Source organism: Streptomyces sp. R11, assembly GCF_041051905.1.
Taxonomy (GTDB): domain Bacteria; phylum Actinomycetota; class Actinomycetes; order Streptomycetales; family Streptomycetaceae; genus Streptomyces.
Genome location: NZ_CP163432.1, coordinates 3,298,724 through 3,315,935, shown reverse-complemented (window position 1 = coordinate 3,315,935; position 17,212 = coordinate 3,298,724). Strand labels below are relative to the sequence as shown.

The 17,212-nt window shown below is 71.0% G+C and carries 12 protein-coding genes and 1 pseudogene; 8 read left to right on the top strand and 5 right to left on the bottom strand.

Annotated elements, in window-relative coordinates; all coding sequences use genetic code 11:
• Positions 1-1,234: 1,234 nt before the first annotated feature.
• The 3 genes from AB5J55_RS15045 to AB5J55_RS15035 form a co-directional block, all read right to left on the bottom strand.
• A complete protein-coding gene (locus AB5J55_RS15045) occupies positions 1,235-3,496 on the bottom strand; it encodes a heavy metal translocating P-type ATPase (RefSeq protein ID WP_369271171.1) in 2,262 nt (753 codons plus the stop codon).
• Between the two features lie 8 nt (positions 3,497-3,504).
• Positions 3,505-3,744, bottom strand: a complete 240-nt coding sequence (locus AB5J55_RS15040; RefSeq protein WP_369271170.1) for a heavy-metal-associated domain-containing protein — start codon at positions 3,742-3,744, stop codon at positions 3,505-3,507.
• Positions 3,745-4,026: 282 nt separating this feature from the next.
• Positions 4,027-4,710, bottom strand: coding sequence for a TetR/AcrR family transcriptional regulator (locus AB5J55_RS15035; RefSeq protein ID WP_369271169.1), 684 nt, complete (start codon positions 4,708-4,710; stop codon positions 4,027-4,029).
• A gap of 162 nt (positions 4,711-4,872) precedes the next feature.
• Here AB5J55_RS15035 and AB5J55_RS15030 point away from each other — a divergent pair, with 162 nt between their 5' ends.
• The gene (locus tag AB5J55_RS15030) at positions 4,873-7,188 is read left to right on the top strand and encodes an MMPL family transporter (protein ID WP_369271168.1); all 2,316 of its coding nucleotides are present in this window, start codon (positions 4,873-4,875) and stop codon (positions 7,186-7,188) included.
• Between the two features lie 97 nt (positions 7,189-7,285).
• A complete protein-coding gene (locus AB5J55_RS15025; RefSeq protein WP_369271167.1) occupies positions 7,286-8,329 on the top strand; it encodes a zinc-dependent alcohol dehydrogenase family protein in 1,044 nt (347 codons plus the stop codon).
• On the opposite strand, the gene AB5J55_RS15020 is transcribed toward AB5J55_RS15025, so the two are convergent.
• Entirely contained in the window at positions 8,310-8,873 is a 564-nt protein-coding gene (locus AB5J55_RS15020) for a GNAT family N-acetyltransferase (RefSeq protein WP_369271166.1), read from the bottom strand. The two genes, AB5J55_RS15025 and AB5J55_RS15020, sit on opposite strands and share 20 nt — an antisense overlap.
• A gap of 52 nt (positions 8,874-8,925) precedes the next feature.
• Positions 8,926-9,126, bottom strand: coding sequence for an AlpA family transcriptional regulator (locus AB5J55_RS15015; protein WP_302000589.1), 201 nt, complete (start codon positions 9,124-9,126; stop codon positions 8,926-8,928).
• Positions 9,127-9,592: 466 nt separating this feature from the next.
• On the opposite strand from AB5J55_RS15015, the gene iolC reads away from it, so the two are divergent.
• From iolC to AB5J55_RS14985, 6 genes and pseudogenes are all read left to right on the top strand, one after another.
• Positions 9,593-10,543, top strand: coding sequence for a 5-dehydro-2-deoxygluconokinase (gene iolC / locus AB5J55_RS15010; RefSeq protein WP_369271165.1), 951 nt, complete (start codon positions 9,593-9,595; stop codon positions 10,541-10,543).
• On the top strand, positions 10,540-11,421 hold the full coding sequence (locus tag AB5J55_RS15005) for a deoxyribose-phosphate aldolase (RefSeq protein WP_369271164.1): 882 nt from the start codon (positions 10,540-10,542) through the stop codon (positions 11,419-11,421). The genes iolC and AB5J55_RS15005 overlap by 4 nt, the downstream gene beginning before the upstream one ends.
• A gap of 118 nt (positions 11,422-11,539) precedes the next feature.
• Positions 11,540-11,917 (top strand): annotated as a pseudogene (locus AB5J55_RS15000) (5-deoxy-glucuronate isomerase); the annotation flags it as partial.
• Positions 11,918-12,189: 272 nt separating this feature from the next.
• Entirely contained in the window at positions 12,190-14,073 is a 1,884-nt protein-coding gene (gene iolD, locus AB5J55_RS14995) for a 3D-(3,5/4)-trihydroxycyclohexane-1,2-dione acylhydrolase (decyclizing) (RefSeq protein ID WP_369271163.1), read from the top strand.
• 14 nt (positions 14,074-14,087) lie between these two features.
• On the top strand, positions 14,088-15,590 hold the full coding sequence (mmsA, locus tag AB5J55_RS14990; protein ID WP_369271162.1) for a CoA-acylating methylmalonate-semialdehyde dehydrogenase: 1,503 nt from the start codon (positions 14,088-14,090) through the stop codon (positions 15,588-15,590).
• A gap of 216 nt (positions 15,591-15,806) precedes the next feature.
• A complete protein-coding gene (locus AB5J55_RS14985) occupies positions 15,807-17,204 on the top strand; it encodes an APC family permease (RefSeq protein ID WP_369271161.1) in 1,398 nt (465 codons plus the stop codon).
• Positions 17,205-17,212: the final 8 nt, after the last annotated feature.

Sequence of the window (17,212 nt, the reverse complement as noted above, 5' to 3'; positions counted from 1 at the left end):
CTCTGCGCGGTCGGCGGCGGGGTCACGGTCGGTTGCGGCCAGGGCTGGGGTGTGGGCGGGGAAGGGCGGCGCCTGCCGGTCAGTGGCGCGGCACGGTCGTTCGGATGGCGCATGCGGAGACCGGCGCACGACTTCGGTCGGTGGGGCTCTGGGGGCGCGTGCGGCGGAAGGCCCCTGGCGGTGCGCCTCTCGGTGCCGCCCGCCAGCGTGCCGTCGGTGGCTGGTTGCCGACGGGTTCGGGCGCCCGTCCTCTGGTGCCTGGCCGACGGGCGGTGGCGTGGTCACGGTCGGTTGCGGCTGGGCGGGCGTGGCTGAGTTGCGGGCCGGGAGTGTCAGCATCTGCCGGCGAGGGGCGCGGCGCTTCTCGTCGCCCTGGTCAACTCGGGTCTCGTATGCGGAGCCCAACGCGCGGCATCGGTCGGGCGTGGTGCCCTCGCGCGTGCGGTGTGTTTCTCGGTGCCCCGCGTCGGGCGCGGGGTGCCTCATGGCGGGTGGCGAGTACGGGGGCCGGTCCTCGCGGGGCGTGCCGGTGGATGCCGATGGGAGGCCGACTTCTTCGGTGTCTCGCCGGTGGTGTGCCCCGGGGGTCCGCAGCGTCGGCAGGGTCGGTGCCGGGCGGGTTGGCCGGAGGCCGGCCGCCGGGTGGTCGGCATGGCCACGGGCGTCGTGGAGCGCGACTCGTTCCGGGCGGGTGCGGACAGCAGAAGGCGCCCTGGCGGCGGTCCCCCCACGGGCCGACGTCCAGGGCGCCTTCCCATGTCCCGGTGCGGATTCCCCCCACGGGATCCGGCCGGGCGTCTGAGAGAACAGCGCCTGAATCGCTGTGTTACTGCCGTGCAGTTGAGCAAAACGAGCAGAACTCGCCGTACTACTGCTGTGTGCGGTCTGCCGGGACAGCGCACGGGCGGGAGGGCCGCTCAAAGCTTCCCGACGTACGTGCCCCGGCAACGCAACTCTGAGGAAGTCCCCCAAGACATCCTCAGATGCCAACCAACGCCCCCCAAGACGCTGCCTGACATCGTCAACTTAGACCTTCGAACCCCTTCGATGGTTACGTTCACATCACTGTGATCTGCGTCTCTTGCATATGTCCGTTAGATACGCAAGAGCCCCGATATGGCGATCGGGACCCAAGCGTAAGGACGATGCGCGAGTCTTGTGAAGAGCTTATGTGAGCCTGGCGCCGGACTCCAGAGGGGTTCTTACTCGGACTTCGCCGAAAAGTCCGTAGCCTTCACCGAAAAGCCCGAAGTCGCAGGCTGTTCGACACCACGAAAACCGACGAAAAGGCCATCGCCGCCCCCGCGATCATCGGGTTCAGCAACCCCGCCGCGGCCAGCGGCAGCGCGGCGACGTTGTACCCGAAGGCCCACACGAGGTTGCCCCTGATCGTGGCGAGCGTCCGCCGCGACAGCCGGATGGCGTCCGCCGCCACTCGCAGATCACCGCGCACCAGCGTCAGATCGCTCGCCTCGATCGCCGCGTCCGTCCCCGTCCCCATGGCAAGACCCAGATCGGCGGTGGCAAGCGCGGCCGCGTCGTTGACGCCGTCGCCCACCATGGCCACGCACCGCCCCTCGCGCCGCAGCCGGCGTACGGCCTCGACCTTGTCCTCGGGCAGGACCTCCGCGATCACCTGATCGGTACCGATGCCGACCGCGTTCGCCACCGCCTCGGCGACCGCCCGGTTGTCCCCGGTCAGCAGCATCGGAGTGAGCCCGAGCGCGCGCAGCTCGCGCACCGCCTCGGCGCTGGTCTCCTTCACCGCGTCCGCGACGGCGACGACACCGCGGGCCGCCCCGTCCCACCCGACCACGACGGCCGTACGGCCGCTCCTCTCGGCCGCTTCCTTGGCGCGGGCCAGCCCGATGGGCAGGACGTCGTAGAGGCGCCCCACGACCACGTCACGGCCCTCCACGCGCCCGCGTACGCCACGCCCGGGCACGTTCTCGAACCCCTCGACCTGCGGCAGCCGCCCGACCCGCTGCTCCGCGCCCACGGCCACAGCCCGCGCGACGGGATGCTCGGAGGCGTGCTCCACGGCGCCCGCGAGCCGCAGCACCTCGTCCTCGTCGGTGCCCTCGGCTGCGTACACCTTCTGGAGGGTCATGCGGCCGGTGGTGACCGTGCCGGTCTTGTCCAGGACGACGGTGTCGACCCGGCGGGTGGACTCCAGCACCTCGGGGCCCTTGATCAGGATGCCGAGCTGCGCGCCGCGTCCCGTGCCGACCATGAGGGCCGTGGGCGTGGCCAGGCCCAGTGCGCACGGGCAGGCGATGATCAGTACGGCGACGGCCGCGGTGAAGGCGGCGACCGTGTCGTCGGTGAGGCCGAGCCACGCTCCGAAGGTGGCTACCGCGAGGAGGATGACCGCCGGTACGAACACCGCGGAGATCCGGTCGGCGAGCCGCTGCACCTCGGCCTTGCCGTTCTGTGCGTCCTCCACCAGCTTCGCCATCCGTGCGAGCTGCGTGTCGCCGCCGATCCGGGTCGCCTCGACGACCAGCCGCCCGCCCGCGTTGACCGTCGCACCGGTGACCGGGTCCCCGACCGTCACGTCGACCGGTACGGACTCGCCGGTCAGCATGGACGCGTCCACCGCGGAGGCGCCCTCGGCGACGGTGCCGTCGGTGGCGATCTTCTCGCCGGGCCGTACGACGAACCGGTCGCCGACCGCCAGCCGGCCGACCGGGACGCGGACCTCGCGCCCGTCGCGCAGTACGGCGACGTCCTTCGCGCCGAGCTCCATCAGGGCGCGCAGGGCCGCTCCCGCGCGGCGCTTGGAGCGGGCCTCCAGATAGCGGCCGAGGAGGATGAAGGTGACGACCCCGGAAGCCACTTCGAGGTAGATCTGCGAGGCGCCGTCCACACGCGAGACGGTGAACTCGAAGGTGTCGTGCATGCCGGGCATGCCCGCGTCGCCGAGGAACAGCGCCCACAGCGACCAGCCGTACGCCGCCAGGGTGCCCATCGAGATCAACGTGTCCATGGTCGCCGCGCCGTGCCGGGCGTTCGTGAACGCCGCCCGGTGGAAGGGCAGTCCGCCCCAGACGGCGACCGGCGAGGCGAGGGTGAGCGCGAGCCACTGCCAGTTGTCGAACTGCAGGGCCGGGATCATCGACAGCAGGATGACGGGTACGGCGAGCAGGGCGGAGACGGTCAGACGTCGGCGGTAGCCGATCAGTTCGGGGTCCTCAGGGGACTCCTCGGGCGCCGGTTCCGGGGGAGCCGGCTCCTCGGCCGTGTACCCCGTCCTCTCCACGGTGGCGATCAGGTCGGCGACCTGGATGCCCGCGGGGAAGCTGACCTTCGCCTTCTCCGTCGCGTAGTTCACCGTGGCGGTCACGCCGTCCATGCGGTTGAGCTTCTTCTCGACGCGGGCCGCGCAGGAAGCGCAGGTCATCCCGCCGATGAGCAGCTCGATCTCCGAGGGGGCGGCCGTCGCGGGCGCGCCCGGTGCCTCGGTTATCGGAGGTTGGTCGGTGGCGCGGGTCATGGCCAGGCTCAGGCCTTGCCGGCCAGTTCGAAGCCCGCCTCGTCGACGGCCGCGCGTACGGCCTCCTCGTCCAGCGGGGCCGCGGAGACGACCGTGACCTCGCCGGTGGACGCGACGGCCTTCACCGAGCTGACACCGGGGAGTTCGGAGAGCTCGCCGGAGACGGCGCCCTCGCAGTGCCCGCAGCTCATGCCGCTCACCTTGTAGACGGCGGTGACGGAACCCGGGGTGTCGGTGTGGGCGGTCATGTGGTTCTCCTCGTCGAGGCATGTGGGGCTGACGGGACCCAGGGGCCCCTCATCTCCAAGTTATACCCCTGTGGGGTATTTCCCCAAGGGGGGTCGGCGCCTGACGGTACGGCGTGCAACGTCCGTGGGGGCGGTGCGAACCGCCCGAGGTGCGGCCGAACATGCGTGCCTGCGGCGTCTTCGCCGGGGACGCGGGGCGACGCCGGGCGACGGGGAGCGGGTCGAGGCGGGGGGCTTTCGTACTCCGGAGCTGATCTATGCGCACCTTGTGGCAGTGCTGCGTCACGTCGCCGTTCGGGCCGGGTCGGGGCGGCCGGGGAGATCGCCCACCAGCGGGTCGAGGTAGCGGATCAGGGCGTTCTTCAGTTCCTGGACGTAGGCGTCGCGCTCGGCGCCCTCGTGGCCGAGGACCAGCTCCAAGCCCGCCTTGTACATGCCCAGGCACATATGGGCGGTCCGGGTGAGGTCGGCCGGGACGGCGTCGGGCAGGAACGAGGAGAGCAGGTTTTCGATCCGGGAGAGCAGGGTCGCGTGCAGGGCGTCGTGTTCCTCGGTGATGCGGCCGGGGATGTCGGGGCCGTGCATCAGCGCGAAGAACACCGGGTGCTCGCAGTTGAAGGCGATGAACCGGTCGACGGCCGAGCCGACCGCCTCGTCCAGGGGTGTCGCGGGGTCGACCGGGGCGAGTGCCTCGCCGTACGTCTCGCGCATCTCGTGCATGAGGCGGTCGCCCAGCTCGATCGCGATCGCTTCCTTGTTCGGGAAGAACTGGTACAGCGTGCCCGGTGACACGCCTGCCTCGCGGGCGATGGCGTTGGTGCTGGCGGCCGTGTAGCCGGTGGTGGTGAAGACGGTGGCCGCGGCTTCGAGCAGCTGGGCGATGCGGCGCTCGCCGCGGGCCTGGCGGCGGCGCGGCTGCTCCTTGTCCTGGTGGACCTGGTCGTCCTTCTCCCGGTTGGCGGACACGCGTTATCCCCAGTTCTCCGAACGCGATTGACAAACGCGAGCGGTCGCTCGCATTCTGGAGAAACGCGAGTGATCTCTCGTGTTTGCCAGTCTATGGCAGTGACGGCTTCATGCAGCCCGGGCTGCGCTCAGCATGGATCAGGGTGAAGGGGACACCGCACAATGACCGAAGTCAACAGGCCGCCCCGTGTCGGGGGCTGGACCCGTTTCGTGACGGCCCGCCCCCGGTTGTCGCTGCTCGCTGCCTTGGTGATCACCGCGCTCGCCGTGCTCGCCGGCAGCGGCGTCGCCGACCGGCTGGGCAGCGGCGGCTGGGAGGACCCGAACGCCGAGTCGACGTACGCGACCAAGGCGCTGGAGCGCGAGTTCCCCGCCTCCCAGCCCAACCTCCTGCTTCTCGTGGACGCGGGCGACGCCTCGGTGGACGACCCCGCGGTCGCCGCGGAGGCCCGGCGGATAGCCGCGCGTCTGGCCGGCGAGAAGGGGATCACGGGGGTCGGTTCCTACTGGCAGGCGGACCCCTCGGCTGCTGCTGCCCTGCGTGCCGAGGACGGCCATGAGGCGCTGATCGCCGCCCGCATCACCGGCGAGGAGAAGGCGGCGGGGGAGACCCTGGACCGCATCGCGCCCGAGTTCCGGGGGGCGCACGGCCCGGTGGAGGTCAGGGTCGGCGGCCCGGTCGCGGTGCGCCACGAGATGCAGACCATCATCCAGGAGGACCTGATCCGGGCCGAGGTGATCGCCCTGCCGGTCACCCTGGTGCTGCTGGTGATGGTCTTCGGCAGTGCGGTCGCGGCCCTGCTGCCGCTCGGCATCGGCATCGTCGCCATCCTCGGCACGAACGCGGTGCTGCGCGGCCTCACCGAGGTCACCGACGTCTCGGTCTTCGCGATGAACCTCACCACGGCCCTGGGCCTGGGCCTGGCCGTCGACTACGCCCTCTTCATCGTCCGGCGCTTCCGTGAGGAACTCACCGCCGACACCGAACCGTTGACCGCGGTCGGCGCGACCCTGCGCACGGCCGGCCGCACGGTCCTCTTCTCGGCCCTCACGGTCGCGGTGTCCCTCGCGGCGATGCTGCTCTTCCCGCAGTACTTCCTGCGGTCCTTCGCCTACGCCGGTATCGCGGTGGTGCTGCTGGCCGCGGCGGCCGCGTTGATCCTCCTCCCGGCGGCACTGGTCCTGCTCGGCCACCGGGTCAACTCCCTGGACCTGCGCCGCCTGTTCCGGCGCGGACGGCGCGCGAGCGGGCCGCAGGCCCCGAAGACGTCCGCTCAGGAGCCCGGTACGTCCGGCACATCCGGTACGTCCGGCACCTCAGGCGCGACCGGCCCGTCCAGCGCCTCGCAAGGCAAGGCCTGGGCCCGCACGGCGAACCTCGTCATGCGCCGCGCCCCCTTCTTCGCCCTGGGCACCACCGCCGTCCTGGTCCTGCTCGGACTGCCCTTCCTGGGCGTGAAGTTCGGCACCGCGGACGACCGCCAGCTGCCGTCGAGTGCCGAGTCCCATGTCGTGCAGCAGCACATCCGCGACGGCTTCCCGGGCAGCCCCGGCGGCGGCCTGGAGGTGCTCGCCGAGGGACGCGCGACGCAGACGCAGTACGCCGACTACAAGGAGCGGATCGCCGCCCTCCCGGAGGTGCTCCGGGTCGACGGGCCGCTGGTGCAGGGTGACTCGGCGTACTTCACGGTGCTCCCCAAGGGCGAGGCGGTGGACGACCCGGCTCAGCGCCTGGTGGACGAACTGCGCGCCACGCAGGCGCCGTTCGACACCAAGGTGACCGGCGCGGCCGCGGTCCTGGTCGACTCCAAGGACGCGATAGCCGAGCGCCTGCCCCTGGCGGCCGCCTTCATCGCGATCGTCACCCTGCTGCTGGTGTTCCTGCTGACGGGCAGCGTGCTGATCCCGATCCAGGCGGTGGTGCTCAACGCGCTGAGCCTGACGGCGATGTTCGGCGCCGTGGTCTGGATCTTCCAGGACGGCCATCTGTCCGGCCTGCTCGGCTTCACCACCCCCGGCTCGATCGAGACGACCCTTCCGGTGCTGATGTTCTGCGTCGCCTTCGGCCTGTCGATGGACTACGGCGTGTTCCTGCTGTCCCGCATCAAGGAGGAGTACGCCAAGACGGGCGACCACGACCAGGCGGTCCGCCACGGTCTGCAGCGCACCGGAGGACTGATTACCGCGGCCGCCGTGATCCTCGCGGTGGTGATGGTCGCGATAGGCACCTCGCGGGTGACCAACACCAAGATGCTCGGCCTCGGCATCGCCCTGGCGGTGCTGATGGACGCGATGATCGTCCGCAGCCTCCTGGTCCCGGCCGTCATGCGCCTCACGGGCCGGGCGACCTGGTGGGCCCCGGGACCGCTGCGGCGCTTCCACGAGCGGTTCGGAGTCAGCGAGTCCGGCGACGAAGCGACGCCGGCCCCGGCGACCGAGCCCACTCAGGAGCGGGACAAGGTGAGCGCGCACCGCTGACCTGCGAGGGGGCGCGGGTGTCGTACCGCAAACCCGGTGGAGCGTCTAGCGTTCCTGATGATCTCCGTGCAAGGGGCGCGGCCGAAAGGAGACCGGCATGCGGGCAGTGGTGTTCGAGCGGTACGGCGAAGCGGCCGAGGTGCGCGAGGTGCCCGACCCGCACCCGGCCCCCCACGGAGTGACCGTGCGGGTCGAGGCGACGGGACTGTGCCGCAGTGACTGGCACGGCTGGCAGGGCCACGACCCCGACATCCGGCTGCCGCATGTGCCGGGCCATGAACTCGCCGGCGTGGTCGAGGCGGTGGGTGACCGGGTGACCGCCTGGCGCCCCGGCGACCGGGTCACCGTGCCCTTCGTGTGCGCCTGCGGCAGCTGTGCGGCGTGTGCAGCCGGCGACCAGCAGGTCTGCGAGCGCCAGACTCAGCCCGGCTTCACCCACTGGGGCTCCTTCGCCCAGTACGTGGCGCTGGACCACGCCGACGTCAACCTCGTCGCCGTACCCGAGGAGATGTCGTTCGCGACGGCGGCCTCGCTGGGCTGCCGGTTCGCCACGGCGTTCCGGGCGGTCGTGCAGCAGGGCCGGGTGGCCGCGGGGGAGTGGGTCGCCGTGCACGGCTGCGGCGGGGTCGGCCTGTCGGCGGTGATGATCGCGGCGGCGTCGGGCGCGAGGGTCGTGGCGGTGGACGTGTCCCCGCAGGCCCTGGACCTGGCGCGGAAGTTCGGGGCGGCGGAGTGCGTGGACGCGTTGAGCACACCGGACACGGCGGCCGCGATCCACTCCCTGACCGGCGGCGGGGTCCACCTCTCCCTGGACGCCCTCGGCTCACCCACCACCTGCGCCGCCTCCGTCAACAGCCTGCGCCGCCGGGGCCGGCACATCCAGGTGGGCCTGCTGCCCTCGGAGTCCGGCACGACCCCGGTCCCCATGGCCCGCGCGATCGCCCTCGAACTCGAACTGCTGGGCAGCCACGGCATGGCCGCGCACACCTATCCGCCGATGCTGGAGCTGGTGCGGGCGGGTGCGTTGCGGCCGGATCTGCTGGTGACGTCGACGATCACGCTGGACGCGGTGCCGTCGGCACTGACGGCGCTCGGGACGGCGCCGGGGGCGGGAGTGACGGTCATCGAGCCGTGGAGTTGAGCGCGGCCCACTCGTGGTCGAGGAGGGCCATCAGCACCTCGTCGACCCATTCGCCGTCCCGCAGCTCGATCTCCCGGCGGATCCCCTTGACCGCGAATCCGACCTTCTCGTAGACGTGCAGGGCGCGGAGGTTGTAGGCATACGCCTCCAACTGGATCCGGTGCAGCCCGAGTTGCTCGAAGCCGTGGCCGACCATGAGCCGGGTGGCCTCGGTGCCCAGGCCCCGGCCCCGGCCGCGCGGTCCGATCAGGGTGCGGAAGGTGCAGCTGCGGGCGTCGGGATCCCACTCGTACAGCACGACCTCACCGACGAGTTCGCCGGTGGCGCGGTCGATGACGGCGAGGTCGAGGCGGTCCGGCTGGTCGGAGCGGGTGCCGTACCAGGAGCGCAGTCGTCGAGGGGTGAGCTCGCCGGGCGAATCCCCGGTGAAGCGTTGGACCTCCGGGTCGCCGATGATCTCCCACATGCCGTCGGCGTCAGCCTCGGTGAACGGGCGGAGCACGGTTCTGTCGCCGGTCAGGGTGGGTTTGACGGAGAGACTCATGGGGCGACTGTGCCCCACAGGCCGGTGGGGGCACAGCCGATTTTCCGGGAGGTCAATCCGATCTGCGCCCGCGGTTGCCCGGGCGGGACGCGACCCAGGCCCGGACGGTGTCGGCGTACCAGAAGGGCTTGCCGCCCTCCACATGGTCGGGCGGCGGCAGCAAGCCGTGCTTGCGGTAGGACCGTACGGTGTCCGGCTGCACCTTGATGTGAGCCGCGATCTCCTTGTAGGACCAGAGCCTTCGGTCGGTCATCGGTTGCACCTCCCTGCGCGCGCCGCGGCGGCGACCGGGGGCGGTCGTCGGGGGGACCGTGCGCTGCGCTGGCGATCACAAAGCCTGTGCCCCGTCAACGACGCACCGTGAGAAGGGGACAGTGCCTGTGCACCGGGTGTGACGCAAGGCCTGCGTACATGCGACATGTGTGACACGGAAGGTGCCTTTGTGACACGAGTGCTGCAAAGGCACCAGAGTCGTACAGGGCGCGGCGCATTGACAGCCAACGCCTGCCGCACCCCCCAAGGGGCGCGGGGCTGTGTTGACCCGCGACGCCGAGATGATCCAAACGACAGGGCCCAGGCGCCCCGCCTCTCCCCGGAGGGCCTGGTTCGAATGTCCGGACAAAATATTGACAGCCCTCGCCGGGCAGGCTAGAAAGCCGAAGAGAGCCGAAGCGCAACGCTGACGGAAGCGCCGCCACAAGGGAGACCGAGGGAAGCCGATGGCCTACGACTTGATCACCATGGGGCGGATCGGAGTGGACCTATACCCCCTGCAGACCGGCGTCCCGCTGCCGCAGGTCACGTCCTTCGGCAAGTTCCTCGGCGGCTCGGCGAGCAACGTCGCGGTCGCCGCGGCCCGCCTGGGACGCCGTACCGCGGTGATCACCCGCACCGGCGACGACCCCTTCGGCACCTACCTCCACGAGGCCCTCCAAGGCTTCGGCGTCGACGACCGCTGGGTCGCCCCGGTCCCCGGCCTGCCCACTCCGGTCACCTTCTGCGAGATCTTCCCGCCGGACGACTTCCCGCTGTACTTCTACCGGCAGCCCAAGGCCCCGGACCTGGAGATCGACGCCCACGAGCTGGACCTCGACGCCATCCGCGACGCCCGTATCTTCTGGGTCACCGGCACCGGCCTGAGCGAGGAGCCCAGCCGTACGGCGACGCTGGCGGCGCTCGCCCATCGCGCCAAGTCCGGTACGACGGTCTTCGACCTCGACTGGCGCCCCATGTTCTGGAGCGACCCCGAAGCGGCCCGCCCCTTCTACGCCGAGGCCCTGAAACACACCACCGTCGCCGTCGGCAATCTCGACGAGGTGGAGGTCGCGACCGGCGTGCGTGAACCGCATGCCGCGGCCCGCGCGCTGCTGGACGCCGGTGTCGAGGTCGCTGTCGTCAAGCAGGGCCCCAAGGGCGTCCTCGCCGTCAACAGCAAGGGCGACCAGGCCGAGGTGCCGCCGCTGCCCGTGAACGTGCTCAACGGGCTCGGCGCCGGTGACGCCTTCGGCGGTTCGCTCTGCCACGGCCTGCTCGAAGGCTGGGACCTGGAGAAGATCATGCGGCACGCCAACGCGGCCGGCGCCATCGTGGCCTCCCGTCTGGAGTGCTCCTCCGCGATGCCGACGCCGGACGAGATCGAGGCCGCGATCGCCGCGGGGGCCGTCAAGTGACCGTAGACATCGGGGAACTCGTCCGCCTGCGCACCCAGCGCCCCGAGGCGATCGCCGAGGCGGCCGCTCGTCGCGCCCGCCGCCCGCTGCTCGGCGACTCCGGCCGGCTGATGATCGTCGCCGCCGACCACCCGGCCCGTGGCGCCCTCGGTGTCGGCGACCGCAGACTCGCCATGGCCAACCGCGCCGACCTGCTGGAACGCCTGTGCCTTGCGCTCGGCCGCCCCGGCGTCGACGGCGTCCTCGCGACCGCCGACATCCTGGACGACCTGCTGCTGCTCGGCGCCCTCGACGGCAAGGTCGTCATGGGGTCCATGAACCGCGGCGGCCTGCAGGGCGCGAGTTTCGAACTTGACGACCGCTTCACCGGCCACCGCCCCGAGGACCTCCGGCGCCTCGGCTTCGACGCCGGCAAGCTGCTCCTGCGGATCGACTACGACGACCCGGGTTCCCTCACCACCCTGGAGTCCACCGCCCGCGCCGTCGACGAGATGGCGGCGCGTCAACTCCCGGTCTTCGTCGAACCGTTCATCAGTCACCGCACCCCCGAGGGCAAGGTCGCCAACGACCTGTCCGCCGAGGCCGTCACCAAGTCCATCGCCATCGCCTCGGGTCTCGGCGGCACCTCCGCCTACACCTGGCTGAAGCTCCCGGTCACCGAGAACCCCGACGACATGGCCGAGGTCATGCAGACCTCCACGCTGCCGGCCGTTCTGCTCGGCGGCGAGGTCGGCGACGACCAGGACGGGGCGTACGAGAAGTGGCGCGGCGCACTCCAACTGCCCACCGTGCGCGGTCTGGTGGTCGGACGGTCGCTGCTCTACCCGGCGGACGGGGACGTGGCAGGCGCCGTCGACACGGCCGTAGGACTGCTGTGAGGGCCTTATGACGAACCACGAGCCGCACACCGGGACGGGCAACGGGCCGCACACCGGGACGGGCAACGGGCCGCATGCCGGGACGGGCAACGGGCCGCATGCCGGGACGGGCAACGGGCTGTACGTCCCGACGGGCACCACCGCCGACGCGAACCACGTGCTCGACGTCGGCCCCAAACGGGCCGGGTGGACCCACGGCAGCCTGCCGATCGTCGAGTTGGAGCCATGTGGCACGCACATGTTCACCACCGGGGACGGTGAATGGATCGTGCTTCCGCTGAACGGCGGATGCACCGTGGACATCGAGAACGAGAAGTACCAATTCCTGGGCCGGGACAGCGTATTCAGTGAAGTCACCGACTTCGCCTACGTGCCCCGTGACGCCCGGGCACAGATCGCCTCCGGCGCGGGTGGCCGCTTTGCTTTGGCAGGAGCGAAGTGCGAGCGAAGACTCCCCGCCCGCTACGGCCCCGCGCCGGAGGTTTCCGTCGAAGAGCCTTTGCGGCCACGACATGCCCTACGTCACCCGACCTATGGCAGAGCTTCGGGCCCGCAGCGCGGTCGCCACCGGCTGTGGCGTGCCGTGTGCGTCCGGCGCCGAGCCCCGGAGGCGCGAACTCGGCCTGACGGCCAAAGGAGACGGCTTCCCAACGGCGTTGATCACCTGAGGTGCGGTGCAGGCCGTCGAGTCACAGGGGGCGGCGGAGCCGTACAGGAGGGGCGGATCTGCTTCCATCCGGACCACGTAGAAGGCACAGGGGGTTACCGATGACCTCAACGACGAGGCTCACGGTCGCACAGGCGCTCGTCCGCTTCCTGTCCGCCCAGTACACCGAGCGTGACGGCGTACGGCAGCGCCTGATCGGCGCCACCTGGGGCATCTTCGGCCACGGCAACGTCGCCGGGATCGGCCAGGCGCTCGTCGAGTACGGCGAGGTCATGCCGTACCGCCAGGGCCGCAACGAACAGGCGATGGTGCACGCGGCGGTCGGTTACGCCCGTCAGTCGAACCGCCTCTCCACACACGCCGTGACCACGTCCATCGGCCCCGGCGCGACCAACCTCGTCACCGGCGCCGCCCTCGCGACCATCAACCACCTCCCGGTCCTGCTCCTCCCCGGCGACATCTTCGCCACCCGCCCCGCCGATCCGGTCCTCCAGCAGCTCGAAGTGCCGTACGCGGGCGACATGTCGGTGAACGACTGTCTGCGCCCGGTGTCGAAGTACTTCGACCGGATCACCAGGCCGGAGGCCCTGATCCCGTCGGCCCTGAATGCCATGCGGGTGCTCACGGACCCGGTCGAGACGGGCGCGGTCACCCTCGCACTGCCCCAGGACGTCCAGGCCGAGGCGTACGACTGGCCGGACGAGTTCTTCGCCGAGCGCGTCTGGGCCGTACGGCGTCCGGGCGCCGACCCCACCGAACTCGCCGAGGCCGTACGGATGATCCGTGACGCCCGGCGTCCGCTCGTCATCGCCGGCGGCGGCGTCCACCACAGCCGTGCGGAGGAGGCCCTCGCAGAGTTCGCGGAGGTCACCCGCATCCCGGTCGCCTCCACGCAGGCCGGCAAGGGCTCCCTGCGCCACGACCACCCCCAGGACGTCGGTGGAATCGGCCACACCGGCACCGCCACCGCCGACGAACTCGCCCGCACCGCGGACCTGGTGATCGGCGTCGGCACCCGCTACACCGACTTCACCACCGCCTCCGGCACCCTCTTCACCGGCGAGGGCGTGCGCTTCCTCAACCTCAACGTCGCGCCCTACGACGGCCACAAGCTCGCCGGCATGCCGCTGATCGCCGACGCCCGCACCGGCCTGGAGGAGCTGACGGAGAGGCTGGAGATGCACGACCACCGGGTAGCCGACTCCTACGCCACCGAGTACACCGAGGACAAGGAACGCTGGGAGCAGCGGGTCGACGCCTGCTACGAGGCCGACGAGCCGGACGTACGCCCGACGCAGCCGCAGGTCCTGGGCGCGCTGGACGCGATCGTCGACGAGTCGGACGTGATCATCAACGCGGCCGGTTCCCTCCCCGGCGACCTGCACAAACTGTGGCGGGCCCGCTCCCGGGACCAGTACCACGTGGAGTACGGCTACTCCTGCATGGGCTACGAGATCCCGGCCGCGATCGGCGTGAAGATGGCCGCGCCCGAGCGCAATGTCTGGGCGCTGGTCGGCGACGGCACCTATCTGATGATGCCGACGGAGATCGTGACCGCCGTGCAGGAGGGCGTCGCGATCAAGGTGTTGCTGGTGCAGAACCACGGGTACGCGTCCATCGGCGGCCTGTCGCAGGAGACGGGTGCCGAGCGCTTCGGCACCGCGTACCGCCACCGCGCGGCCGACGGCACCTTCACGGGCGCCCTGCTCCCCGTCGACCTGGCCGCCAACGTGGCCGGCCTGGGCATGCGGGTGCTGCGCGCGAAGACCGTACGTGACCTGCGCGAGGCGCTCGCCGAGGCCCGCGCGGCGGACACTCCCACATGTGTCTACGTCGAGACCGAAACGGCAGACACTGTGTCGGGCGCGCCGCCCGCGCATGCCTGGTGGGATGTTCCTGTGGCCGAGACCGCGACCCGACCGTCGGCGGTCAAGGCACGGGAGCTGTACGAACGGCACGTCTCGACCCGACGCCGCCATCTGTGAAGGAGTTACTGGGCATGACGAAGATCGTCAACCACTGGATCGGCGGCAAGACCGCCGAAGGCGCGTCGGGCACGTTCGGGCCGGTCACCGACCCGGCGACCGGCGCGGTCACCACGAAGGTCGCGTTCGCCTCGGTCGATGAGGTGGACGCCGCGGTCGCGGCCGCCAAGGAGGCCTACGAGACCTGGGGCCAGTCGTCGCTGGCGCAGCGCACCTCGATCCTGTTCAAGTTCCGCGCCCTGCTGGACGCCAACCGCGACGCGATCGCCGAGCTGATCACCGCCGAGCACGGCAAGGTGCACTCCGACGCCCTCGGTGAGGTGGCGCGCGGCCTGGAGATCGTCGACCTCGCGTGCGGCATCAACGTGCAGCTGAAGGGCGAGCTGTCGACGCAGGTCGCCAGCCGCGTGGACGTCTCGTCGATCCGCCAGCCGCTCGGTGTCGTCGCCGGCATCACGCCGTTCAACTTCCCGGCGATGGTCCCGATGTGGATGTTCCCGATGGCCATCGCGTGCGGCAACACCTTCGTGCTGAAGCCGTCCGAGAAGGACCCGTCGGCGTCGATCAAGATCGCCGAGCTGCTGGCCGAGGCGGGTCTGCCGGACGGCGTCTTCAACGTCGTGCACGGCGACAAGGTGGCCGTCGACCGCCTTCTGGAGCACCCGGACGTCAAGGCCGTGTCCTTCGTCGGCTCGACCCCGATCGCCCGCTACATCCACACCACCGCCGCCGCCAACCACAAGCGCGTCCAGGCCCTCGGCGGCGCCAAGAACCACATGCTGGTCCTCCCGGACGCCGACCTCGACGCGGCCGCCGACGCGGCCGTGAGCGCCGCCTACGGCTCCGCGGGCGAGCGCTGCATGGCCATCTCCGCCGTCGTCGCCGTCGGCTCCATCGGCGACGAGCTGGTCGAGAAGATCCGCGAGCGCGCCGAGAAGATCAAGATCGGCCCCGGCAACGACCCGGCCTCCGAGATGGGCCCGCTGATCACGGCCGTGCACCGCGACAAGGTGGCGTCCTACGTCGAGGGCGCGGCGGCCGAGGGCTGCGAGGTCGTGCTCGACGGCACCGGCTACACCGTCGACGGCTTCGAGGACGGCCACTGGATCGGCATCTCCCTGCTCGACAAGGTGCCGACCACCGCGAAGGCGTACCAGGACGAGATCTTCGGCCCCGTCCTGTGCGTGCTGCGCGCCGAGACGTACGAGGACGGCGTGGCGCTGATCAACGCCTCGCCCTTCGGCAACGGCACCGCGATCTTCACCCGGGACGGCGGCGCCGCCCGCCGCTTCCAGCTGGAGATCGAGGCCGGCATGGTCGGCGTGAACGTCCCGATCCCGGTCCCCGTCGGCTACCACAGCTTCGGCGGCTGGAAGGACTCGCTCTTCGGCGACCACCACATCTACGGCAACGACGGCACGCACTTCTACACCCGCGGCAAGGTCGTCACCACCCGCTGGCCCGACCCGGCCGACGCCCCCTCCGGCGTCGACCTCGGGTTCCCGCGCAACCACTGACGCCGAGCGCAACCACCGACGCCTGTCTTCGGGGCCGTCCGCATCGCGGACGGCCCCATTTTTTTGCGGACCCGCGCTGCGATTCCCGCACGCCCGGAAGTCGCGCTGTGCACGGCCTTGCGCAACGTTAACGCGTGAAATGGCGTCACGCGGCCACGGATTCCGTAGGTGAACACCCATTGACGCGATGGTTTCCGTCGATGTTGCATCCCCCTCGTGACCGACACCCTCACCCCTGTCGAGGGCGCCGTCGTCGAGGCGTCCCACAGCCCCAAGAAGCTCAAGCGCTCCATCGGCGTCGTCGGCGGCACGCTCCTCACGCTCTCCTGCGTGACCCCGGCGTCCACCCTCTTCGTGGTCGTCCCCGACCTGTTCGGCTCGCTCGGCACCGCCACCGCCCTGACGATCGCCATCGGCTCCCTGCTCTGCATCGCCGTGGCGTTCTGCTACTCGGAGCTGGGCACCCTCATCCCCAGCGCGGGCGGCGAGTACGCGATGGTGTCCACGCTGGCCGGACGGCTGGCGGGCTGGCTGGTCTTCGTGCTGTCGCTGCTGGTCGTCATGGTCGTCCCGCCGGTGATCGCGATGGGCACGGCCGACTACCTCGCCCCGATCGTCGACCTCGACCCGTCGATGGCCGGCGCCGGCGTCATGCTGCTCGCCACCCTCGCCGGGCTGCTCGACCTGCGTGCCAACGCCTGGATCACCGGCGTCTTCCTGGTCCTGGAGGTCATCGCCGCCGCCGTGGTGGCGGTGCTGGGCTTCGCCCACGCCGAGCGCGGCCCCGCGAGCCTGGTCTCGATGGAGGTGGCCGGCGCGGACGGCCGTACGGACACCGTGACGGGCCTGCTGGTCGTCTCCGGGCTCGCGATCGCCCTCTTCGTCACCCAGGGCTTCTCGACCGCCGTCTACCTCTCCGAGGAGCTGGAGAACCCGCGCCGCAACGTCGCCCGCACGGTGCTGGCCACCCTCGCCATCTCCGCCGTGATCATCCTGGTCCCGGTCGCCGCCATCACCCTGGGCGCCTCGGACATCGGGGAACTGACCGGCGGCGACATCGGCACCATGGTCACCGCCTGGTCCAACTCCGCGGTCGGCACCTTCGTCAGCCTCTGCGTGGCCCTGGCGATCATCAACGCGGGCATCGTCATGGTCATCCAGAACTCCCGCGTGCTGTTCGCCTCCGCCCGCGACAAGGCCTGGCCCGAGCCGGTCAACAACGTCCTCGCGAGGCTCGGCCGCTTCGGCTCCCCGTGGGTCGCCACCCTCGCCGTCGGAGTGCCAGGCGCCGCGCTGTGTTTCGTCAACCTCGACACCCTGTACGGCGTGACGGGCGTCTCGGTGACCGGCATGTACCTCCTCGTCGCGGTCGCCGCGCTGGCGGCCCGCCGCACCCCGCACAAGCACACACCGGCATGGCGGATGCCGCTGTGGCCGGCGATGCCGGTGCTGTTGATCGTGGTTCTCGTGTACATCCTCAGCCAGCAGGAGACGAGTCACCTGCTCTGGACGGGCGGCATCACGGCGGTGGCCACCCTGTACTGGGCGCTGTACCTGCGCCCCCGCAGGGAGACACGGTGGCTCGTGACAATTCCGGAAGACCAACAGACCTGAAGGGGCGC

Bases quoted from the DNA above. Each gene is read 5' to 3' on its own strand.
- mmsA (WP_369271162.1), top strand. From the start codon at position 14,088: ATGACGAAGATCGTCAACCACTGGATCGGCGGCAAGACCGCCGAAGGC.
- AB5J55_RS15020 (WP_369271166.1), bottom strand. From the start codon at position 8,873: ATGAGTCTCTCCGTCAAACCCACCCTGACCGGCGACAGAACCGTGCTC.
- iolC (WP_369271165.1), top strand. From the start codon at position 9,593: ATGGCCTACGACTTGATCACCATGGGGCGGATCGGAGTGGACCTATAC.
- AB5J55_RS15030 (WP_369271168.1), top strand. From the start codon at position 4,873: ATGACCGAAGTCAACAGGCCGCCCCGTGTCGGGGGCTGGACCCGTTTC.
- AB5J55_RS15025 (WP_369271167.1), top strand. From the start codon at position 7,286: ATGCGGGCAGTGGTGTTCGAGCGGTACGGCGAAGCGGCCGAGGTGCGC.
- AB5J55_RS15015 (WP_302000589.1), bottom strand. From the start codon at position 9,126: ATGACCGACCGAAGGCTCTGGTCCTACAAGGAGATCGCGGCTCACATC.
- AB5J55_RS15040 (WP_369271170.1), bottom strand. From the start codon at position 3,744: ATGACCGCCCACACCGACACCCCGGGTTCCGTCACCGCCGTCTACAAG.
- AB5J55_RS15045 (WP_369271171.1), bottom strand. From the start codon at position 3,496: ATGACCCGCGCCACCGACCAACCTCCGATAACCGAGGCACCGGGCGCG.
- iolD (WP_369271163.1), top strand. From the start codon at position 12,190: ATGACCTCAACGACGAGGCTCACGGTCGCACAGGCGCTCGTCCGCTTC.